19 protein-coding genes are annotated in these 20,975 nt (G+C 40.7%); 9 read left to right on the forward strand and 10 right to left on the reverse strand.

Translation table 11 applies throughout. The features are described from left to right. Positions 1 to 49 precede the first annotated feature (49 nt). Positions 50 to 1,660 carry an L-aspartate oxidase gene (nadB, locus tag QUE46_RS12455; RefSeq protein WP_286245015.1) on the forward strand — a complete coding sequence of 537 codons (1,611 nt, stop codon included), beginning with the start codon at positions 50 to 52 and terminating at the stop codon, positions 1,658 to 1,660. On the opposite strand, the gene QUE46_RS12460 is transcribed toward nadB, so the two are convergent. Beyond that, the gene (locus QUE46_RS12460; RefSeq protein WP_286245016.1) at positions 1,635 to 2,054 is read right to left on the reverse strand and encodes a hypothetical protein; all 420 of its coding nucleotides are present in this window, start codon (positions 2,052 to 2,054) and stop codon (positions 1,635 to 1,637) included. The two genes, nadB and QUE46_RS12460, sit on opposite strands and share 26 nt — an antisense overlap. Continuing rightward, the gene (locus QUE46_RS12465; RefSeq protein ID WP_004586219.1) at positions 2,047 to 2,298 is read right to left on the reverse strand and encodes a succinate dehydrogenase assembly factor 2; all 252 of its coding nucleotides are present in this window, start codon (positions 2,296 to 2,298) and stop codon (positions 2,047 to 2,049) included. The genes QUE46_RS12460 and QUE46_RS12465 overlap by 8 nt, the downstream gene beginning before the upstream one ends. 161 nt (positions 2,299 to 2,459) lie before the next feature. Between QUE46_RS12465 and QUE46_RS12470 the strand changes: the two genes are divergently transcribed. Both QUE46_RS12470 and QUE46_RS12475 read left to right on the forward strand, forming a co-directional pair. Further along, complete coding sequence (locus QUE46_RS12470) at positions 2,460 to 3,371, forward strand: folate-binding protein YgfZ (RefSeq protein ID WP_286245017.1); 912 nt, start codon at positions 2,460 to 2,462, stop codon at positions 3,369 to 3,371. A gap of 12 nt (positions 3,372 to 3,383) precedes the next feature. Then, positions 3,384 to 3,869, forward strand: coding sequence for a peptidylprolyl isomerase (locus QUE46_RS12475; RefSeq protein ID WP_004586217.1), 486 nt, complete (start codon positions 3,384 to 3,386; stop codon positions 3,867 to 3,869). Between the two features lie 38 nt (positions 3,870 to 3,907). Here QUE46_RS12475 and QUE46_RS12480 read toward each other — a convergent pair whose 3' ends face one another. From QUE46_RS12480 to QUE46_RS12490, 3 genes are all read right to left on the reverse strand, one after another. Then, the gene (locus QUE46_RS12480) at positions 3,908 to 4,396 is read right to left on the reverse strand and encodes a hypothetical protein (RefSeq protein ID WP_286245018.1); all 489 of its coding nucleotides are present in this window, start codon (positions 4,394 to 4,396) and stop codon (positions 3,908 to 3,910) included. Between the two features lie 16 nt (positions 4,397 to 4,412). Further along, positions 4,413 to 5,192, reverse strand: coding sequence for a DUF481 domain-containing protein (locus tag QUE46_RS12485; protein ID WP_374761406.1), 780 nt, complete (start codon positions 5,190 to 5,192; stop codon positions 4,413 to 4,415). A gap of 66 nt (positions 5,193 to 5,258) precedes the next feature. After that, positions 5,259 to 5,588, reverse strand: coding sequence for an HI1450 family dsDNA-mimic protein (locus QUE46_RS12490; protein WP_029771932.1), 330 nt, complete (start codon positions 5,586 to 5,588; stop codon positions 5,259 to 5,261). Between the two features lie 249 nt (positions 5,589 to 5,837). On the opposite strand from QUE46_RS12490, the gene QUE46_RS12495 reads away from it, so the two are divergent. The 4 genes from QUE46_RS12495 (at position 5,838) to QUE46_RS12510 (ending at position 8,641) form a co-directional block, all read left to right on the forward strand. Further along, complete coding sequence (locus tag QUE46_RS12495; protein WP_286245020.1) at positions 5,838 to 6,629, forward strand: crotonase/enoyl-CoA hydratase family protein; 792 nt, start codon at positions 5,838 to 5,840, stop codon at positions 6,627 to 6,629. Positions 6,630 to 6,701: 72 nt separating this feature from the next. Next, positions 6,702 to 7,055, forward strand: a complete 354-nt coding sequence (locus QUE46_RS12500) for a CidA/LrgA family protein (RefSeq protein ID WP_286245021.1) — start codon at positions 6,702 to 6,704, stop codon at positions 7,053 to 7,055. Further along, entirely contained in the window at positions 7,048 to 7,767 is a 720-nt protein-coding gene (locus QUE46_RS12505) for an LrgB family protein (protein ID WP_286245022.1), read from the forward strand. Before QUE46_RS12500 ends, QUE46_RS12505 begins: the two co-directional genes overlap by 8 nt. Positions 7,768 to 7,804: 37 nt before the next feature. Continuing rightward, positions 7,805 to 8,641 carry a mechanosensitive ion channel family protein gene (locus QUE46_RS12510; RefSeq protein WP_286245023.1) on the forward strand — a complete coding sequence of 279 codons (837 nt, stop codon included), beginning with the start codon at positions 7,805 to 7,807 and terminating at the stop codon, positions 8,639 to 8,641. A 38-nt stretch (positions 8,642 to 8,679) separates the two neighbouring features. Here QUE46_RS12510 and QUE46_RS12515 read toward each other — a convergent pair whose 3' ends face one another. The 5 genes from QUE46_RS12515 to QUE46_RS12535 all read right to left on the reverse strand — a co-directional run bounded on the left by QUE46_RS12515 (position 8,680) and on the right by QUE46_RS12535 (position 14,561). Further along, positions 8,680 to 9,741 carry a DUF21 domain-containing protein gene (locus tag QUE46_RS12515; protein ID WP_286245024.1) on the reverse strand — a complete coding sequence of 354 codons (1,062 nt, stop codon included), beginning with the start codon at positions 9,739 to 9,741 and terminating at the stop codon, positions 8,680 to 8,682. 22 nt (positions 9,742 to 9,763) lie between these two features. After that, entirely contained in the window at positions 9,764 to 11,116 is a 1,353-nt protein-coding gene (locus QUE46_RS12520; protein WP_286245025.1) for a magnesium transporter, read from the reverse strand. A 273-nt stretch (positions 11,117 to 11,389) separates the two neighbouring features. After that, the gene (locus QUE46_RS12525) at positions 11,390 to 12,139 is read right to left on the reverse strand and encodes a serine/threonine protein kinase (RefSeq protein WP_286245026.1); all 750 of its coding nucleotides are present in this window, start codon (positions 12,137 to 12,139) and stop codon (positions 11,390 to 11,392) included. A 133-nt stretch (positions 12,140 to 12,272) separates the two neighbouring features. After that, positions 12,273 to 12,737, reverse strand: a complete 465-nt coding sequence (locus QUE46_RS12530; protein WP_286245027.1) for a MarR family winged helix-turn-helix transcriptional regulator — start codon at positions 12,735 to 12,737, stop codon at positions 12,273 to 12,275. 156 nt (positions 12,738 to 12,893) lie between these two features. Continuing rightward, positions 12,894 to 14,561, reverse strand: a complete 1,668-nt coding sequence (locus tag QUE46_RS12535; RefSeq protein ID WP_286245028.1) for a methyl-accepting chemotaxis protein — start codon at positions 14,559 to 14,561, stop codon at positions 12,894 to 12,896. A gap of 404 nt (positions 14,562 to 14,965) precedes the next feature. Between QUE46_RS12535 and QUE46_RS12540 the strand changes: the two genes are divergently transcribed. Both QUE46_RS12540 and QUE46_RS12545 read left to right on the forward strand, forming a co-directional pair. Next, a complete protein-coding gene (locus QUE46_RS12540; protein ID WP_286245029.1) occupies positions 14,966 to 17,674 on the forward strand; it encodes an endo alpha-1,4 polygalactosaminidase in 2,709 nt (902 codons plus the stop codon). Beyond that, on the forward strand, positions 17,674 to 20,961 hold the full coding sequence (locus tag QUE46_RS12545) for a tetratricopeptide repeat protein (RefSeq protein WP_286245030.1): 3,288 nt from the start codon (positions 17,674 to 17,676) through the stop codon (positions 20,959 to 20,961). Before QUE46_RS12540 ends, QUE46_RS12545 begins: the two co-directional genes overlap by 1 nt. Positions 20,962 to 20,975: the final 14 nt, after the last annotated feature.

Here is a 20,975-nt window from a genome sequence, read left to right on the forward strand (position 1 = left end):
AACAAATATTGCTCTAATTTGAGCATTGTAACCGCAAAGTACCTCTGACATGAACCAAAATAAACATCATATTGCTGATGTCGCTATTATCGGTAGCGGCGCGGCGGGCTTATCGCTTGCATTGTCTTTAGCTAACTATTGTAATGTTACTGTGATCAGTAAAGGTGCCCTTACCGAAGGCTCTACACTGTATGCGCAAGGCGGCATTGCCGCTGTATTTGATAAAAAAAACGACAGCATAGAATCACATGTTGAAGATACTCTTGATGCCGGTGGTGGTTTATGTGACCGAGAAGCGGTGCATTACACAGCAAGTAATGCGCACCAGTGTTTACAATGGCTTATTGAACAAGGCGTTCCTTTTGATATGGAGTTTGACAGCAAAGGAAAAGAGCGCTTTCATTTAACTCGCGAAGGCGGTCACAGCCATCGCCGTATTTTGCATGCAGCCGATGCCACAGGTAAGGCTGTACAAACTACATTGATTAGCCAAGTTAAAGCACATAAAAATATCACCTTACTTGAGCAATATAATGCCATCGATTTAATCAGCGATAAAAGTCTAGGTAAAGCGGGTTCGCATATTCATGGCATGTACGTATGGAATAAAAAAGCAAAAAAAGTAGAAACTATTTCCGCTAAATTTGTTGCACTGGCAACAGGTGGTGCAAGTAAGGTGTATTTGTACACGTCAAACCCTGATGTATCTAGCGGTGATGGTATTGCCATGGCGTGGCGTGCAGGCTGTAGAGTAGCGAATATGGAATTTAACCAATTTCACCCCACCAGCCTTTATCACCCAGAATTGCAAAACTTTTTAATTACCGAAGCTATGCGTGGTGAAGGAGCGTATTTAAAGCGCCCCGACGGCACTCGCTTTATGAAAGACTTTGACGACAGGGAAGAGCTGGCACCACGCGACATAGTAGCCCGTGCTATCGACTTTGAAATGAAGCGTTTAGGTGCAAATTGTGTATATCTAGATATTAGCCACAAAGATAAAGACTTTATTATTGAGCACTTCCCTACTATTTACGCAAAGTGTTTAAGTGTAGGGCTTGATATAACCAAAGAAGCCATCCCCGTTGTTCCAGCCGCGCATTACACCTGTGGGGGTGTTATGAGCGATTTTAATGGTAAAACCGATTTAGATAACCTATACGCTGTAGGCGAAGTAGCCTATACAGGCTTACATGGCGCAAACCGTATGGCGAGCAATTCTTTATTAGAGTGTATTGTATTTGCTCACGCTGCTGCCAAAGACATTTTAAGTAAAATAGATAACGCGCCTGCGCCTGTAGCGCTTCCAAGTTGGGATGAAAGCCGCGTTAGCAACTCAGATGAAGAAATAGTAATTACCCATAACTGGCATGAGCTGCGATTGTTTATGTGGGATTATGTAGGTATTGTGCGCTCCACTAAGCGTTTAGAGAGAGCGCTACACAGAGTTGAGTTATTACAACAAGAAATACATGATTATTACGCAAACTTTAGAGTAAGTAATAACTTATTAGAGCTTCGTAATTTAGTACAGGTAGCCGAGCTTATAATTAGAAGTGCAATGCTACGTAAAGAAAGCCGCGGCCTGCATTATACTATTGATTACCCTGAGCAAAAAGAAAACCCAACACCCACTATTTTGACTCCACCTCGCCATTAATAGCAATCAGTGCTGCGCGCTTTAAACGTGCGTAGCTTTGTTTATCTACGCCTTTGGCTGAAATAATGAGCCACTGGCGTTTATTAAAGCCTTTAACATGTAACCACACACTGGTATTTAATATTTTTGTTTTAGGGGTTAATTGCCCCTGAACCTTTAGGCTTTCGTTTTCAAAGCGTATTTGCTTAGGCTCTAAAATAATGACGCCATTGTCTGGGTGAATAGCCACTATTTTTTGCCATACCCAGTAAAACGCAATTGTATTTATAGTTAAACAAATAACAACGCTAAAAAAAGAGCTTAAATAAAGCCCTAAAACAACACTTAACAAGCAGAAAAACAGCACGATAGGCTGATGTTCTGCTTTATTATTTACTACCGTAAACCTATACACGTACTCGGTCTAAAATTAGCGATACCATGGTATTAAGTTCAGCGTCCTTACACTCTTCGTGGCCCATAAACCAAGCAAATAAGTCTGGGTCTTCTTGGGTTAGCAAACGCTGAAATACAGCCTGTTGCTGTGCGTTTAACGAATCATACGCCTGCTCTACAAACGGCATAAACAAAACATCTAACTCTAACATGCCGCGGCGACAAGCCCAGCGTATACGTGCTTTACTATGAATTTCAGTCATTTTAAACCTCATACTTAATTGCCCCGAGTTTAACAAATACCCGCATAATTAGCAGCTATTAATCTGTGCTCAAATAATAAAAGCTGCCCACCTTCGTTGCTGTACCCTAGGTTATAACTGCGTTATTATGTCAGCTCATTTGTATTGCACAGAAGGTTTTTATGTCGAGCGTTTATGCATGTCCGTTATCTCACCAACTTATTAGCCTAACCGGTGCGGATAAATTGTCTTATCTTCACGGACAAATCACTCAAGATCTCAATAAACTATCTAACAGCAATTATTTATGGGCTGGTCATTGTAGTGCCAAAGGTAAGCTATGGGGTGTATTTAAATTATTTTCTCACCAAGATAGCTACTACCTAGCAGGTTCGCAGCCTGAAGTGGAACAGTCGCTCAGTGAGCTAAAAAAATACGCTGTGTTTGCCAAAGTAGATATTGATGTTTCTACGAACAGATTAATTGGGTTGATCAGTGACGATTTAGCCCCAGTACTAGAAAAACTTGATATTCGTTTTTGTGATGACCAGACGGCCTGTGACTTCCCAAGTGGTAAAGCGCTTAAGTTAGCGCCAAATCGCGTTTTACTAATGGTTGATAGCCAATTTAGTATGCCAGATGATGTCTCTACATTAGACAACTGCTCGCTATGGCAAGAAGCCGCTATAAAAGCGGGCGAGCCACAATTAAATAGTGACGCCATTGGCGAATACGTACCACAAATGGTAAACCTTCAAGCGATTAACGGCATTAGTTTTAAAAAAGGCTGTTACACCGGCCAAGAAACGGTTGCCCGTATGAAGTACCTAGGTAAAAACAAACGCGCTATGTATATTGTTACAGGTAAAAGCGATGGCTTACTTGAAGAGCCAGAACTTGAAACCCAAGTAGGCGAAAACTGGCGCCGCGCTGGTAAACTAATTGCCCAAAGCTATAACGAAAATAGCCAAACCTTATTTGGCCTTGTTGTGCTGCCAAACGATACACCAAGTACACACGTACTTCGTGCAAAGCACACCCCTCAGGTAGAGCTAAGCATTCTGCCTTTACCTTACTCTCTTGAAGATGAATAAATAGGAATGACTATGATCGTTGCACCAAACACAGTAGTAAAAATGCATTATTCAGTACTGGATAACGATGGCAATACCATTGATAACTCTTTTGATGGCGAGCCACTAGTTTTTATTATTGGCACAGGCTACTTAATCCCAGGGCTTGAAAATGCACTCCAAGGCAAGCAAGCCGGTGATACATTAAATGTTAAAGTAGAACCTGAAGAAGGCTACGGCGAACGTCACGACAACCTAATGCAAGCGGTGCCTAAGTCGATGTTTGATGGCATGGAGATTGAAGTAGGTATGCAATTTAGAGCCTCTACCGACGATGGCGATCAATCTGTGATGATTATCGAAATTCAAGATGAAGACGTTATAGTTGATGGCAACCACCCGCTTTCGGGTATTACCCTTAACTTTGATGTAGAAATTTTAGAGGTGCGCGAAGCAACCGAAGAAGAGCTTGCGCACGGTCACGTGCACGGTGAAGGCGGTTGTGGTCACGATCACTAATCATATCACCGTTTATAAAAAGCGCCTAAGGCGCTTTTTTATAACATATTGTTGTAGGTCGCGCTTTTTAATGGGGCGGGCTCTTCTAACGGAAGCTCACTGGGTATTATTTTTTCCTCAAGCGTACTTAATAAGCCTTGCTGATCGTTTGTTCCCACTCGGTACTTAGTACCGTCTTTTAAGGTTAACTGCACCGCGCTAAATCCTGATACAGAGTAAACCCACCCATCATGCGTAATACGAATACCAATACCGTGGCGGTAGGAGTTTTGCACCGCTTTAGCCTCTACTATGTCTGCAAGCGCTAATCGTTGCCCTGCAACGCCAGGACCAAAAGCCCAACTAATTGTTTGCTCGTCAACTTTTACGGTTAAACCATGAAACAAAAAACCGATTAAAACGAGTACACCGGCAAATACCATTAATGGCACATCGGCGCCCATTAAGTTCCAGGCTAAGGCTACAAAGCCGCCTATCCATGCTAAAACAAAAAATATAAACACCGCATATTGTTTATGCTGATACATAGCGCTCTCTTTATTATTAAAAACTGTACACCAACGTGGCGCTTAATTCTGAGTCGTATTTAAGGTTATCGTCTTCAGGTTTTGAATTATAACGATACATGTAAGCAAACTTTAACGATACCGCACCTATAACTTGGCTAATCAAAGCGGTTTCTGACTTCAAACGTGAATTTAACCCCGACAAAGACTGCTCAATACTCACATCTTGATTAAAGCGCGTGCGCTTTGATACCAAACGCTCCCACTGCATTGCAATACGAACTAAATAACCTGTTTTGTTTTCATCTTCTTCGCTTACCTCTGACTCATCATCAGCGACAGAGCGATATAAACCGGGGCCAATATCAATATCTACTTTATTTTTTACACCTTGGTAAACCCTAGCACCATAGCCTGTCGCCACCGTACTTTTGTAATCGAGGCCGCTAAATTTATCTTCTTCGTAGTCGCCATAAATAAAAAATGAAGAATTTTTAACGCCCACCTTGTAGTTACCCTGGGCTGAGACAAAAATACGATCTGCTGTTACGTCTGTTTGCCCTGTGTCATCATTTTCATCGCGTTTATATAAGGTGTCTAATTTAAACTGGTTGCGCCATTTTTCGAAGTCTTGGTATAAATTCCCTCTAAATTTAAAGCTGGTAGAGTTTGTATTACCTTTACTCAAAATCAAGCCAAACTCAGTATCGCCATAGAGCATTTCGCCTTTATGTAGCTCATGAATTTCTTCATCAGAGAGTTGCCCATATTCATGAAAGTCTTCAAATGGATCAACAGCCCAACAACAACTGCTCATTATTAAAAACACGAATAGTAAATACTTATGCACGGTAAACTCTCTAGCACATACAAACAAAACGGCTTACTCAGCGTGCTCTGTTTCTTTCCACAAAATATGACAAAACGGCGCGTCTTTATCACGGCTAATTAAAATTTTTGCAAATAACACATCTTCGTTTTCAAACTCTAACCCCACTAACACTTGCACAAATAACTCCGGCTCTATTTCAAGTGCTACAAAGTTTTGCCATTGCTCATCAGGCTCGCCTTCCTCAATAAACCCAAGTTCTTCTCGGTATTCGTTAAAGTCTTCAACATCTTGTTCGCTAAGATTGTTTGGCGCCAGCTCTAAAAAAATATCATACGCTTGATGGGTAACTTCTTCTTCGCTATATAAACGTGGGCCTGACATGGGTAAAACCTCAATGCATTTTAAGTGCGCACATAATATCAAAACTCACCTGTGTTTTGAGAAAAAACAGCTAAAAATAATGACTTTTTTGTTACCAACTCATGTGTGGTTAAGCTTAACTAAGATTCAAAGCGCTTTGACTAAAAAAGTTTAAAATAATTCAATTTATTTTTTATTATAAAACAAACCGTTACTTTACTTAGCACAGCGTACATCATAAGCTCAAACACACAACTATAGGAAAGCGCAATGATAAAACTAGAAATACAACAAGGCATTGCTAACGTTATTTTAAGCCGCGCAGAAAAACAAAATGCACTTAGCTTTGATATGTTCATGCAATTAAACAGCACTATTAAACGTATTAAAAAAGATAACAGTATTCGCGCTGTAGTGATAAAAGGTGATGGCGATCATTTTTGCTCAGGGCTTGATGTGGCTGGGGTTATGGCTTCACCTTTGAACATTGTAAGGCTATTACTAAAATGGCTGCCCGGCAATCAAAACCTAGCGCAAAAAGTAGTACTTGGCTGGCAGTCATTAAGCGTACCGGTTATTGCACAAATAAATGGAAATTGTTTAGGAGGTGGGTTACAAATAGCATTGGGCGCCGACTACAGAATTGTGGATACCCAGGCAAAACTAGCCATTATGGAAGCGCGTTGGGGGTTATGCCCCGATATGGGTGCTAATGTGGTGCTTACAGGCTTATTAAAACGCGACCAAGCATTGTGGCTGGCAAGCCATGCAAACCCTATTAGTGCAAGCGCAGCCTATGAGCTAGGCCTAGTTACAGAGCTTACAGACAATACCGAACAGGCCACGCAGCGCATGTTAAATATATTGCTTGAGCGCTCCCCTGATACCCTAGCAGCAATAAAGCGCGTTACTCAGCAAAGTTATACAGCAAACCAACGAAAAATTTTAGCCAAAGAAACGCTTAGCCAAATTCGCTTGTTACTCAATCCAAATACTAAAAAAGCAATCGCCAAAGCTAAAGGGAAAACAGATATAAACTATGCAAATTCAAAACGCTGGTAAGACTAAATTAGCATGTAAAAATAGTGAGCCTCTGCTAACGTTAATGCCTCTATTAATTAATGAACCTTTTTCATGAAGTACATACTAAGCAGCGCCATTATTTTACTGTGCTTGGGGTGCGCAAAATTAATAATGCACTTTGTTGGTGGTAGCTTCCCTGCACCGCTCCTTGGCATGGTTATTTTACTGAGTTTATTACTATTAGGTGTAGTTAAAGAGCACCATATAAAACCCTCAGCCTCCCCTATTTTAAATATTATGCCAATATTTTTTATACCCGCGGGGGTAGGATTTATCGAGCACATTGCACTTATTAAGCTGCATTGGCCCTATTTGGTTTTGATTATTTTACTCGTCCCTGCTAGTACGCTTTTACTGGTAAGCAGCGTCGTTGGCTATGTTAAAGGCAAAAATAATAATGACTGAGCTGCACCTTACACTTTGGTACTTAACAACGCCCGCTATTATTTTGCTGTTTTTACTATTAAGAGCGTTTAATAAAAACTGGCAACACAGCATAGTAAAGTCGCTAACTAATCCGGTGTTTTTAAGTATTGCGATTATTGCCTTAGTGCTTGTTAATTTAAACTTACCTTATGCTGAATTTTCCACGCATAGCCAACTGCTTAGTTGGCTGTTAGAGCCTGCTATAGTGGCACTGGCCCTACCTTTGTATCAACAGTTTATACATGTCAGGAAGAACCTACTTTTAATAGTAAGTACGTGTAGCTTAGGCATTATTAACGCTACGGTAGTAGCCTTTATTTTAAGTATTTTATTTGATGTACCCGCCAACTTAAGCGCATCCGTAGCTGCCTTAAGTGTAACTACACCTATTTCGTTAGTCGTTACTGACTCTTTAGGGGGTATTAGCTCACTTGCCGCTGCGTTAGTTATTTTTATTGGCTTACTCGGTGCGCTCTTTGGGTTAATGCTCATTAAGTGGGTGGGTGTTAATAACCACCAAGCTCAAGGAATAGCAATGGGGACTGCATGCCATGCAATAGGCACCGCTGCAGCACTTGATGAGCATCCCAAAATAGGGGCTTTTTCCTCGGTTGCTATGGCCTTAAGTGCGCTATTAACCGCCGTAATAGTCCCCGTACTGTATCCTTTTTTAGTCAACACTTTGCTATAGTTAGCAAAAAATAAACACCCAATATAAAGAGCCCGCTATGATCAGTTCTGAAATAGAACAATTTGAAAAATACTACACCATGCTTACTGAGTATTTAGTTACCTACAGTGTGCAAATTTTAGGTGCTATTTTTATTCTTATACTGGGTTTGTGGGTTGCAAAAAAACTCTCAAACCTTGTCGCAAAATTGATGACTCGTCACAATGTCGATATTACTCTCACCAGCTTTGTCAGTAACGTGGTAAAAGTGTTGCTTATTGTGATGGTTGTTGTAATAGCGCTTGGCAAAATAGGCATCAGTGTTACCCCCTTTGTAGCGGCTATAGGTGCAGCTTCTTTGGGTGCAGGTTTAGCCTTACAAGGGATGCTTTCAAACTACGGTGCTGGCCTTGCTATTATAGCAACGCGCCCTTTTGTAGTAGGCGATACCATTGAAGTAAAAGGGGTCAGCGGCCAAGTAAAAACTATTGAGCTGGGTTACACCATTTTAATTGATGAAGAAAAAGTAGAAATCACTATCCCTAACAAACACATAGTGGGTGAAATTATTCACAACTCGTTTAGCTACTCATTAGTTAAAGGAGAAATAGACATAGCTTATAGTGCCTGTGCCGACACTGCTATTAACCTCATTGAAGAGGTATTAAAGGCCCACGACCAAGTGGCTCAAAACCCACTTTCTCAAGTAGGCATAGAGCGCTTTGCCGATAGCGGCGTAACCATTAGTTATCGCTACTGGGTACCTACAACAAAAATAATAGAAACCAAGCTTGCTATAAACGGTAGTGTGTACAAAGTTATTAATAATGCGAAAATAGAGATCCCATTCCCGCAACGTGTTATCACTATAAACAATAGCAATTCGCTTAATTAAACAACCTATAAGAGTGAACCATCGTATAAAAAAGCCGCTTAAAGCGGCTTTATTATTTCAATATGTTCGTTGAGTTCTAACTTAGGTGCGCTCATTCCTTTTAATAACCGACCAAATATATCCGCGCCGGTAATAATACGCTTTTCATCCCCCCACACCAGCACAACATCATGGTCTATTGCACCATCAAAAGATTTGTCATGAGAGTGATTAGCGCGTATTTTTAAAATGACATCGCTTAATCGCATTGTCTCATCCGTTACAATTATCGGCCTGTGGCAATAGCTATACGGATCAAAGGTTTCTGGCTCAAAAAGTGCCGACCGTAAAAAGCCATCAGCATCAACAACAAGAAGCGGCCAGCCATCTTTGTTGGTAATAATTACCCAATTATAACCAGACTTATGTAATTGGCGTAAAAATTCGTTGTCAGCGCTTAATGTAAGTTCGGGAAATATTGGCAAATCAAGTTTTGTTGGCAACGTAATAATTGAGTCAGGGTCTATAACCTCACCTTCTTTAGTTACACTAATTTCATCTAAACTAAAAAAGTTGAGCGCCCCTATCCCCTCTACGTGTTGTACATCTGCTTCTTCAGCCTCAATATGCTTACGAATAATCCCTCTTAATTCGCTTTCTGCAAAATAAGTAATACCTTCTTTGCCCAGCCATGCATCAAGTACTAAAGCGGTGGGCTTTGCAACAATATAAAATAATATTTGATAAAACTTTATTAAAGGCGAGAACATACTCGCCATTTTTAGTGCGTTGCGTGAAAAATACGCTTGTGGTGTTATTTCGCCAATAATCGTTATCGCAACGGTCGAAAATAAAAACGAACTTGCGCCTATCAGTACCGAATCTGACAATAACGTCAACAATACATTAATACCTACGTTTCCCCATAATATGGTCGAAAGTAAAAAGTTTGAGTCGTTCCTAAGTGCCATCACTTTAATCGCGGCTTGGTTGCCCTTTGCACTTTCCATTTCAAGTTGCAGTCGGCTTAACGAAAAAAAAGCTAAGTTTAATCCCGAGAACATAGCTGATTGTGAAATACACAATACAATTGCACACCAAATCATGACATCGAAAGTCATTATAATTTCCTGTAAATGAAGCTTATAAAAGTAGCAAGCTACCTAGGCCTAAAAAAGTTACAAACCCAACAATATCGGTCACTGTGGTCAGTATCACAGAACCAGAAAGCGCCGGGTCTATTTTCATTTTGTCTAAAATAGACGGTATAACAACACCCGCTAACGACGCAGCCACTAAGTTAAGCAATATAGCAACAGTAATTGTAATACTAAGCATAATATCGCTAAACCATACAAAGGTGAGCGCGCCAATCACTAAGGCCCACACTAAGCCGTTTACAGCCCCCACTCGTAGCTCCTTTTTTAAAAGTGCATTTCGGTTAGAGTCGGTAACTTGCCCAAGCGCTAAACCGCGCACTATGACCGTTAACGTTTGGCTACCTGCAATTCCGCCCATAGAGGCCACTACAGGCATAAGTACCGCCAGTGCCACAACCTGCTCTATTGTTGCGCCAAATAAACCAATAAACCACGATGCTAAAAACGCAGTGGCTAAGTTTATCCCCAGCCAAATACCCCTGTTTTTAGCACTCTTTCTTACACTAGCAAACAGGTCTTCGTCTTCACGTAAACCACCCGCTTTGGCCGCAGCCTCGTCGGCAATCTCCTGGCGAAGCTCGTATGCCGAGCCAATCGTTAAGCGCCCTACCAATTTATTATCACTATTGACCACCGGCATAGCCATTTTTTCACTGTGGATAACTACCTCTGCCGCTTCGTATAAGTCATCATCAGCGTGTAATGATGAAAAATCATAATTTGCCAGCGTCAATAAGTTATCGCCTTCATCGGCTTTAATTAAATCATTGACTGCAAGCTCACCCATTAAGCTACCTTGACGGCTAACTAAATAAACGACTTCGCTGTATTGCGGCAGCCCTTTTTGCAGTAATTTTTTAACGCCTGCTAATGTTGCTTTTTCGGTTATTTTTAGAAAGTCGAAGCCTACCCAGTGACCTAATTGCTCAGGTGGATACTGCTGAGCAAGATCGTATTGTTTAGTTTGTGCTTCATCGAGTTGTTTTTTTGCATAATCTACAAAGCGTTCAGGAATAACCTCTTCTAGCTCAAGTAACTCTTCAACATTAATCTCATCTAATAGCGCGTATACTTCGCTATCATCTAGAGTTTGCAGTAGCCATAAGCAGCTGTCGTCGCTAAGGGTTACAAATATTTCGTGCTGCGTGTCTTTATCTAATAGTTGCCAAATTTCTAGACGTTGTTCTTTTGGTATAGCCTCAAAAAGTAGCGACAGGTGCTCAGTAGACAAATTAAGCTGTGCATCGGCTAAAAGCTGACTTTTTTGCTCACTTGTTTCGCATTGCAGTAAATCGTTTATTAACTGCGGGAGTTGGTCGACTGGATACTCAATCATCTTAAAACCTTAAAATTTAATAATGCACATTGCTTATAGTTTACTTGAACAATAAAAAATAGCAGAAAAAACTTAAACTTATTTGGGCGCGTTAGCCTTTATTAGTTAAATTTGTAGAGACTATTTTTGCGCATTGTAGGGGCAAAAACCCTCGCGATACTACTGTTTATTTTAAAAATTAAAAAAGAAATCATTGGCCTTATTTTTAGTCAAAAAAAAGCCCATAACACTGAGCTGTTATGGGCAAGGTCACACAATGAAAAAAAGGAGAAATTAAAATCTATCGGTTAAGTTACGTATTAGGTCAGAGTCCACAAATTGCGTGATCATTGCAGCGCCCCATGCGTATGTACGTTGTATTGGGTAGCCTTTAAATATCCAGCGTTTACGAACATGGTTAAAACGCTGCAAATACTGCTGCTTTGCTTGCGGTAAAGGTGTACTGCTTAGTTTGTCCCACGCTTTATATACGCCCGACATGTCAGAGCCGCGCATAAAACGCTGCAACCAACGCGAAAAACGAGCAAAACGAATGGTTGACTGAAAGTCAATTATATAAGGCTTGCCGTCGCTACCACATAATATGTTGCCCATATTACGCAGGTCTAAATGCACGATGCCTAGGCGGTGCATTTTTGCAACTTGGCGCTCAAGCTCAATAAAAAACTCAACAGGCAACGCCTCCCCCTGATGAATTAAACTTCTAAGCGGCGTGCCTTCTATGTAGTCATACGCTACCGCTATCGGCGATAAACGGCTAAACCGATTAGCAACCGCATCAAGCTGCGCTAAGCGGCTCAACCCTTTAAATTCTTGATTTACAGAAAGTTTGGCAAAGGTTTTACGAATAAACCACGGGCTTTGGCTAAAGTCTTTAACTATTAAGTCAAACGTATCATCTTTGTACCTGTATACAATTGCGTTCGCAAAACGCCCTTTATGAACAACACTTAAATACTGTTGCTTAAATACATGTTCAGGAAACTGCTGCTGTAATTGTGATAACAACTTATTTTCAATCATAACAAACCTAACAAGATGATAACTTTAATTGCCTAGGCAACTATATTAACAAAATTGGATTTGCCGCACAATTAGATCTACTACTTAGCAGGCTAAGTTTTTATTGAAACAGTATCGCTAAAATGTTGATAATCTATTTGGTAGGTGAGTCTAAATTGGTTATTGCTTTAAATAATAAATCTATAACTTGCTGTTTTTCATCATCAGAGAATCCATTAAGTGCTTTAGCATACACCTCATTTACCAAAGGCATTATTTGCGGGTACAAGGCTTTGCCTTTTTCACTTAAACCTAAAATGGTAGAGCGCTTATCGAACTCGCACTGAGTTTTTGCAATAAGATCTTTTTCTTCTAAGCGCTTTAGCAAGCGGCTCATAGCCCCTTTATCGTAAACCATATGCTCACACAGCCCAGCTAATGTATTTACCGAGCCTTTTGCTAATAATACCACCACAATATATTGGGCCGACGTTAAACCCATTGACTGAAGCTGTGTATCAATATGAGTAGAAAGCTTTGAACGTAAAAACGAAATTACTCGCCCTAAATCTTGCTCAGGTATTAATTGTGCTCGGTTACAGCTATTTATCGAAGGCATACTTTGTTGCATATAAGGAGTACTCTGTTTATTCAAAACGCGTGTAATAGACTACACATAATTAATAAAATTCCCTAGGGTTAGCGTACTTTCAATAATAAAAAGCCGCAATGTAAGTCGCGGCTATTAGTAATTTAAACAATACCGTTTAAAACTTTAAACCTTAAACTGCCCTATTAATTGCCCTAAGTTCTCGCCGCGCCCTGCTAAATCCTGGCTAACCTCAGAGGTGGCCTTACTTGCTTGAGTTAGTTCATTAACAATTTCTTGAATGGCAAACACATTACGGTTTATCTCTTCTGTCACTGAGCTTTGCTCTGTTGCAGCGGTCGCAATTTGCGTACTCATATCGTTTATGGTGGTAACCGACGTAGTCACGGCACCTAGACTCTGCGATATATCGCGCGATGACTCAACTGAGCGATTACAACTTGCTTGGCTCGCCTGCATGGCATTTACTGCGGCGCCCACTAAGTTATGTAATTCAGTTAGCATTTCACTAATTTCATGGGTGCTAAGTTGTGTACGACTCGCTAGGCTTCTTACTTCATCAGCCACCACGGCAAAACCCCGACCTTGCTCGCCGGCACGTGCAGCTTCTATGGCCGCGTTAAGTGCAAGCAAATTAGTTTGCTCGGCAATACCACCTATTACATTAAGTACACTGTCAATTTTTTTAGATTGCTCACTTAAAGAGTTTACCTGATCAGCCGCTAGGTTAATTTCGCCCATTAGGTTAGAAACTTCACTAAGAGATATATCTACGCACTCCTGCGCTTTTGCCACTTCTAGCGTTGCTGTATGAGTAGACTCAGCAACTTGCGTGGTATTTTTAGCTACTTCGTGAGAGGTGGCCGACATTTCGGTAATCGCTGTGGCCACCAAATCCGTTTCGTGGTTATGATTAAGTAGTTTATTTTCAAACAGTTTTGTTTGCGAATTAATATTGCTTGAAGCACTTTTTACATCATTAGTAACATCAGCTACATTACTTATAATGCTTTGCAGCTTGCTAACAAACACATTAAACGATTCGCCCAACTGCCCTATTTCATCGTGTGTATGTATAGCTAGGCGTTTTGTTAAGTCGCCTTCACCTTTGGCAATATCATCTAAGCTTTGGCCCATTATTTGGATAGGCTTAACCATAGCGTTAGACGCTAAAAGTGCGCCTACTACGCTAACCACAACCCAAAATAAGGCAATTAATAACAAGGTGGTTATTTTTTCGCGAGTATGCGATTGCATAGTCTGTTTATAATTTGCAAGCTCGGTTTGTATATCATCCATATAGGCACCGGTGCCAATCATCCAATCGCTACCTGGTATCATTACGGCATACCCTATTTTCTCTACCAGTCCATTGGTATTTGGCTTTTGAAAATGATAATTAAATGCGCCACCACCTTTACGTGCTTGCTCTAACAAACCAACAATTATTTTTTTACCATTTGGGTCAGTCATCCCTATTTTATTTTGTCCTTCAATAGCACTTCCTAGCAAGGCATGAAACACACTCACTCCGCGTGTGTCGTAAATAAAAAAGTAGCCGTCATCACCAAAAGTAAGTTTTTTAAGCAGATTTTTAACACTTTGTGTTGATCCGTTATCAAGCTGGTGGCGTACCAACTTACTTGCTATTTCTACTTCGGTGGCAAGTAGCGTGTGTTTGTCTTTAATGAGTTTAGATTTTATTGTTTCAAAATTTTGTTGCTGGTTTTGCGATTCTAAATAGTACGAGCTGGCCATTAAGCTGATTAATAGCAAGCTCAACGGTAAAATAGCCAGTAATAAAAGTTTATTTCTCAAGCTTAAGTTGCTCATTAAATCTCCACAAATAGGGTACGCACGTTAACACTGTCTGCTTTGCAGTATTCAACGCAATAAAGTAAGCATTCAATATGTCACTATTTATACCAATTTATAAATAGCATAGGGGTTTACCAAGGGCTGGCAAGGTGGGCGCATTATAATTAGATTACAGCGTTTTAGATATATATTATCACTCGACATTAGTCGCAATTTTTTATCGCTAATGCTGTACGACCGCGCATTTTATTACCTTACAGGTAGCAAAAAATAAGCAAACGTACCGTTTTTAAGCCAACATTTAAGTAGCCAGGTATATGTATTTAACATATAATCATCACAATTCTAATAATAAATACCTATACAAAAAACGGTACAATGTTCAACGTTAACTTAGGCTGTGGTTTTTAAAAATAATAATGAAGTATTTCTTATATCTAACGTTGTTAATTTGTTTAAACGTGTGCGCTCAACCAGCCAACAAGAGTATTGCTTTTTACTACTCATCACCTATGCCTCTGGCTGAAATGACCTTTTATTCACGGGTTGTTGTGCAGCCTCAAAACATCACTAAACACGAACTTAATTGGCTTAAAGAGCGCAATATTAGCGTATACGCTTATTTGAGTGTGGGAGAATCATTTACTGAGAATGAGTCGTCAGTAGCAAAAAACCCACATTGGAATAGTCATATTGCTGATTTAACTACTGAGCATTGGCAACAACATCTGCAAAAACAAGCCAATGAGTTACAACAGCGTGGCTTTAACGGCTTATTTTTAGATACGCTCGATAGCTACCAATTATTAAAGCCTGATTACAATAAAGCGGCTCAACAAGCGGGGCTAGTGAATATTATTAAAGGTTTGTCGAGTACTTTTAATAAACACTTAATCTTAAACAGAGGGTTTGAGTTACTGCCAAAACTTAACGGTTACGCCTCTGATTTAGTCGCCGAAGGGCTATTTAGCCACTTTAACCCTATCGATAACAGTTACAAACTCACCACTGAGAACGATCAAAATTGGTTAAATAACCAGTTACATATAGCGCAAGCGCTAGGCTTTAACGTACAGGTAATTGACTACGCCAAACCACAGCAGCGCCTTGCAATGGCAAAACAAATTAGTGATCAAGGCTATGCACCTTGGGTTACTGATGGGCACCTTCAAACTTGGGGGACATCAAGCATCCAGCCTGTGCCTAGGCGTATACTCATTCCGTATAACAGCAACGTAAAGCCACTTATATACACCACGGTGCATTTAAAACTTGCTACCATGATTGAATATTTAGGCTATATACCCGATTACATCGATGTAGCAAACACGCCTCTACCTAAAGTAGATACTAGTATTCATGCTGGCATTATCTCTTGGACCACAAGTGATCAATTTTATAATACACAGGTTACAGAGTGGCTAGAAAGTAACTTAGCCGTGGTACCACAACTGGTTCTTGGCGAACTTCCACCTTCAAATAAATTATTGCAAAGTTTAGGGGTAGAAACCCTAAATGCTAGTTCAAGTGGGCCTTATAAACTGGCTGCTATGGCGCCTTGGCTAAAAGGTGAGTCAACCTCTGCGCCCACTATTGTAAAACCCTATTTGTTAACACTTGCAGCGAATGCGCAATCATTAATATCAATACACGCTGAAGATGGCACTACCCTAATCCAAGGAAGTAAAACTAAATACGGCGCACTCATCGCCGCACCTTGGCTTATAGATACATTGCCTATGGAGGGCAGTAACTGGGTGGTAGACCCCAAAGCACTGTTGACTAAGGCCATGGGCCTTGCGCCTATACCTGCCCCTGATACAACGACATTAAGCGGTCGGCGTATGCTGACACTTCATATTGATGGCGACGGTTTCACGAGCATTGCGCACTTTGCAGGTAAGCCTTATGCTGCAGAAGTTGTACGTGATGAAGTTATTAAAAAGTACAAGCTGCCATTAACCTCCTCTATTATACAGGCCGACATTGAACCTAACGGATTACACGCTGCAGACAGCCCAAAGCTTGAAAAAATAGCTAAAGAAATTTTTGCACTTCCTTATGTAGAAGTTGCCTCACACACCTACAGCCACCCCTACTTTTGGACGGCCTTATCTGGCAGAAAAGAAATAGACAAAGATGACACCGACTACGGTTTTCATTTAGATGTACCAGGTTATGACGCCATCGATTTAAATAAAGAAATAACTGGCTCTATAAATTACATTAATGAGCGGCTCGCACCCAAAAACAAAAAAACCGTGATGATGTTATGGTCGGGTGATGCGACCCCTGGGCCTAAAGCGCTTGAGCTTGCACGAAACGCGGGAGTAATTAACGTAAATGGCGGAAATACCGACGTAAATGCTGATAACCCAAGCTTGTCGCACATCTCGCCTATTGGCCGACCTGAGCGAGATTTGCTGTATCAAATATACGCTCCTATTTTAAATGAAAATGTTTACACCAATTTATGGCACGGCCCCTATTATGGTTTTAAACGACTAGTAGAGACATTTGAAATAACCGAAAAACCATACAGGTTAAAGCCTTACACCATTTACTTTCATTTTTATTCTGGCGAGGTGCCAGCGGGGCTTGACGCGCTGCATTACAATATTGATTACGTATTAGCCAGAGAAAATACCCCTGTGCATTTGAGTCAATATGCACGTATTGCCAAAGATTTTTATTTTTCTGCGCTTGCTAAAAATACGCGTGGCGAATGGCTATTTAGCTCTAAATATATAAAAACGCTGCGCTTGCCTACTATTTTTGATGTGCCCAACATGACTAACAGCCAAGGTGTTTTAGGGGTAACTGCACAAGGCGATTATATTCATGTAGGCAATGAAATAGCCACAATCAACTTTGATCATACAACGCCTGATAACCAACCTTATTTACTCTCTGCTAATGTGATGTTTAATCATTGGCAGGTAAACGGCCCTGTAAGCTTTAAAGCGTGGATTGAGGCTAAAATTGCGCTTAAAAATGCCCAAAACTGTCAATTTATTTCCCATATGGGTAAGCGTTATAGCGGAAAAACCTTAGGCAATACAACGCAGTTTACATTGCCTGCTGGCGAATTTTATGGCTATTTAAACTGCGCTACAAGGGCTCAATAATGAATAACAAAAAGCGCCCTCACTTAGTATCAGTTAAAACCATTTTAATTATATTGGCGGTTAGTTGTTTTTCGCTTTACGCGCTGTTTCCGCACACCTTATTTTTTGAAGATGACTCGCTATCGCAAGATTATACCTTTGAAAAAACCTACTTAAATGCCGCCTTAAGCACCGACCCTAATAACGAAAAACTACGCGCAAAAAAAATAGCGATTCACCTAGGCTTAAATGAATATTCAGAGGCGACTAATGAGCTTGAAAAGCTCCCTAAAAGCGATAAAAAAACTGAACTAGAAATTAAACTTTTATACGCACTATGGGTTGATAGCGGCGCTAAACAAGATGACCGCTTTGAAGAACTCACGCTTAAACTAGCGGCATTTAAGCACTGGGATAAACAGTTATTAAATATAGCCAAAGCAACAGGCCTCAATGCTCACGTGGCGCAGTATTATCAGCAGCATGCGCAGCCATTATTAGCCGCTGATTTTTGGCTAGGTGCAGGTGAGCCTGGCAAAGCACTCGCTATTTATAAAACCCACATAAATGCTGATGCAGCTCAAAAAGCCATTGACACAGCACTGGGCGCTAACAACCCAAAGCAAGCCTACACATGGTGGAAAAAATACGGTGATACCGCTAATACCGAGCGTACATTATATTATGCAAGCTTAGCGGGTGATGATGCTGCAGCTTTAAAAGCAGCTGAAACCCTATTAAAAGCTCAGCCCAATAACAGCGAATATTTAACCAAAGCCATGCATTTACGCTTAGCTAATGGCGATGCGCCAGGGGCTGAGCAATTAATCGCAAAGTTATTACGTAAAACACCTAATGATAAAGCGCTGAGGCTCTTAAATTGGAAAATTATGCGCTGGCAAAATAAACCAAAGCAGGCCCTTAAAGAATTTAAATGGTTAATGGCTAATAAGGCCGTTGATGTAGCTATGCTGACCGATAGTATTAATGACGCCAACGCACTTTACTTGTACCAAGATGCCAACGACATATACGAATATAAAGCACAAAACAGGCAACTCAAAGGCAATGGATTTGCAAAATGGATGCAAACCAACGAATTTATTGGTAACGCAAAACAAGAGCTTAATCATATTGAGCGCTATGAGCAGATAAACGGTAAAACAGCACTTTCTCAATTTTGGAAAGCCAAGGTGTTACACGATACCGGTAATTTAGCTGGATTAAGAGCCTTGTGGCCTCACTACGCAGGGCCAAAAAACGAAGAAGATTTACTCTGGCTTGCAAGAGCACATTGGTTAAACAATGACTTTACAACGGCTTTGGCCGTTTTAAAACAAAAAGCACGCAGTAACGATGATGAGTTTTGGAGTGCACGTGTTGATATGGCTATGCGTGTGAACGATAAGCAAGAAGAGTTATACGCCTTAGAGCAATTAAAAAATATTAGCCCACTGAGTGTAGGCGATATGCTGCATTATCAGCAGTTAAAATTTGCCGACAACCCACAAGGTTTATTAAATTACCTATGGCAGCAAACACCACTGACCGATAGACAGCTTATACAAATCACTTTATTAAGTACGCAAATTGGCGATGAAAAGTATGTCACACGTATTCATCAAGCACTTGAAAAACAGCGATACAATAAAGCGCTTTACCCTGCATGGTTAATCTTATCAAACTGGTACCAAAGCCAAAGTGACTTAAACTACGCGTACACAACACTTAACCGTGCAGCAAAGCTAAGCGAATACAATCCCGATGTAGTACTGGCGCAAGGTTGGCTTGCATTACAAATGCACGACACCATCATGATTAAGCGTATTTTAGCTAACTACTCAAGCAATGACCCCAACCGGGATTGGGCACAATTACTGGCGAGTTTGTCTATTCATCAAAAAGCCTTTAATAGTGCTTATTTTTATCTGCGCCAATTAGCCATTAGTAATCCACGGGATTTAACCACTTTAGTAAATTTAGCCGATGTGATGAACCAATTAGGTTACTACGCTAATGCCAGCGAACTTAAACATTATTTATTAAACCATTTACCAAAAGACAAATACGCATACCGAGGTTTAATGATCCAATGGGCAGGCGCAATGGCCGTGCCCCACTTACGCCAATTTAGCAGCTTAGATGACATAGCGCCTGAGGCGATAAACAACGCAACCGCCAACTGGTGGTTAGCCAGACGCGCAGCACAAAAACTTGAGCCATGGCAAAAGCTACAATTGGCTATGAGCAAAGGCGAGTTTAATAAAGTAAAGGCACTTGTAAATACACAAACGTTAGGCAAAGTAGATGAGCTAAGCGCCTTACTTTATTTAAGGCAGCCTTATGCAACTATGCAGCGTTGGTATGAGGAATTAACACACGAGCCTAGCGAGGCTGAAACGTCTTTATTACGTAATGCCCGTACTAGTTACTTTAGAGCGCTAGAGATTAACCTATCCCCTGAGGCCGGTTTAAACACTAGCCAGTACGATGTAAATGTTTACTTTCCTTATGCCAAAGGGCAATGGAAGCTAAGTATTAGCAATCAACAAAACCTAAATAACAACGGGTTACTGTTTGCCGTAGAAGATAAAATGACGTGGGGCCGATGGTACTTTGATGCAAAAGTAGACTCGCATCAAGGCAAGTTATTGAGCCGCCAAGGCCTTAGCCTAGATGCGCGCTATCAATGGGACTCACGCACTCAGCTAGGTGCAAAGCTTGAACATAACGTTGAAAACCGCCAATCCGAGAGTCTGCTAAGCTTTGCCAAATTAAATAAAGCCACGGCTTATATAAATTACGCCATTGATGGACGCCAAAACGTACAGTTATCAGCAGCGGCAATGGCGTTTAAGCGCCGCAGCGATAGCTCAACACTTATAAAAGGGCAAGAATACAATGCCCGCTATCAATACACTATTTTAAGAGATCGCCCTATTTGGAATACTTATTTTAGTGCGCAATGGCAAGACTTTGAACGTACACTCGCCCCTTTAGGTATAGATCAAAGGGCACGGCCGCTACTGATTGATATACAACCTTTTAGACGCTTTGCCATTGGTACTTCGCTTTCATCAAACACAAACTTAGCTCCCCCATATTTGGGTGAAAGCCCTTCATGGCTATTCGACATCAGCACGGGTTATCAAACGTTAAACGATACCCTCGATGTTTCAGTATCAAGTGGTGCGGGCTGGTCAGTGCTTGGAGATGATTTATTTAAATTACAACTGGGTTATCAAAGTAGTAATAAAGTGGGCAACTCAGATACACAATTACAATTAGGCTATTACGTACATTTTTAATGTTAGGAGAGAAT

This window comes from Pseudoalteromonas sp. MM1 (assembly GCF_030296835.1).
In the GTDB taxonomy this organism is placed as follows: Bacteria; Pseudomonadota; Gammaproteobacteria; order Enterobacterales; family Alteromonadaceae; genus Pseudoalteromonas.

What these genes read in the sequence shown, in the direction of transcription:
- QUE46_RS12500 (WP_286245021.1), top strand. Translation starts at nt 6,702, where the DNA reads ATGAAGTACATACTAAGCAGCGCCATTATTTTACTGTGCTTGGGGTGC.
- QUE46_RS12545 (WP_286245030.1), top strand. Translation starts at nt 17,674, where the DNA reads ATGAATAACAAAAAGCGCCCTCACTTAGTATCAGTTAAAACCATTTTA.
- QUE46_RS12465 (WP_004586219.1), bottom strand. Translation starts at nt 2,298, where the DNA reads ATGACTGAAATTCATAGTAAAGCACGTATACGCTGGGCTTGTCGCCGC.
- QUE46_RS12475 (WP_004586217.1), top strand. Translation starts at nt 3,384, where the DNA reads ATGATCGTTGCACCAAACACAGTAGTAAAAATGCATTATTCAGTACTG.
- QUE46_RS12530 (WP_286245027.1), bottom strand. Translation starts at nt 12,737, where the DNA reads ATGCCTTCGATAAATAGCTGTAACCGAGCACAATTAATACCTGAGCAA.
- QUE46_RS12520 (WP_286245025.1), bottom strand. Translation starts at nt 11,116, where the DNA reads ATGATTGAGTATCCAGTCGACCAACTCCCGCAGTTAATAAACGATTTA.
- QUE46_RS12495 (WP_286245020.1), top strand. Translation starts at nt 5,838, where the DNA reads ATGATAAAACTAGAAATACAACAAGGCATTGCTAACGTTATTTTAAGC.
- QUE46_RS12505 (WP_286245022.1), top strand. Translation starts at nt 7,048, where the DNA reads ATGACTGAGCTGCACCTTACACTTTGGTACTTAACAACGCCCGCTATT.
- QUE46_RS12515 (WP_286245024.1), bottom strand. Translation starts at nt 9,741, where the DNA reads ATGACTTTCGATGTCATGATTTGGTGTGCAATTGTATTGTGTATTTCA.
- QUE46_RS12510 (WP_286245023.1), top strand. Translation starts at nt 7,805, where the DNA reads ATGATCAGTTCTGAAATAGAACAATTTGAAAAATACTACACCATGCTT.
- nadB (WP_286245015.1), top strand. Translation starts at nt 50, where the DNA reads ATGAACCAAAATAAACATCATATTGCTGATGTCGCTATTATCGGTAGC.
- QUE46_RS12470 (WP_286245017.1), top strand. Translation starts at nt 2,460, where the DNA reads ATGTCGAGCGTTTATGCATGTCCGTTATCTCACCAACTTATTAGCCTA.
- QUE46_RS12485 (WP_374761406.1), bottom strand. Translation starts at nt 5,192, where the DNA reads ATGAGCAGTTGTTGTTGGGCTGTTGATCCATTTGAAGACTTTCATGAA.
- QUE46_RS12525 (WP_286245026.1), bottom strand. Translation starts at nt 12,139, where the DNA reads ATGATTGAAAATAAGTTGTTATCACAATTACAGCAGCAGTTTCCTGAA.
- QUE46_RS12480 (WP_286245018.1), bottom strand. Translation starts at nt 4,396, where the DNA reads ATGTATCAGCATAAACAATATGCGGTGTTTATATTTTTTGTTTTAGCA.
- QUE46_RS12490 (WP_029771932.1), bottom strand. Translation starts at nt 5,588, where the DNA reads ATGTCAGGCCCACGTTTATATAGCGAAGAAGAAGTTACCCATCAAGCG.
- QUE46_RS12540 (WP_286245029.1), top strand. Translation starts at nt 14,966, where the DNA reads ATGAAGTATTTCTTATATCTAACGTTGTTAATTTGTTTAAACGTGTGC.
- QUE46_RS12535 (WP_286245028.1), bottom strand. Translation starts at nt 14,561, where the DNA reads ATGAGCAACTTAAGCTTGAGAAATAAACTTTTATTACTGGCTATTTTA.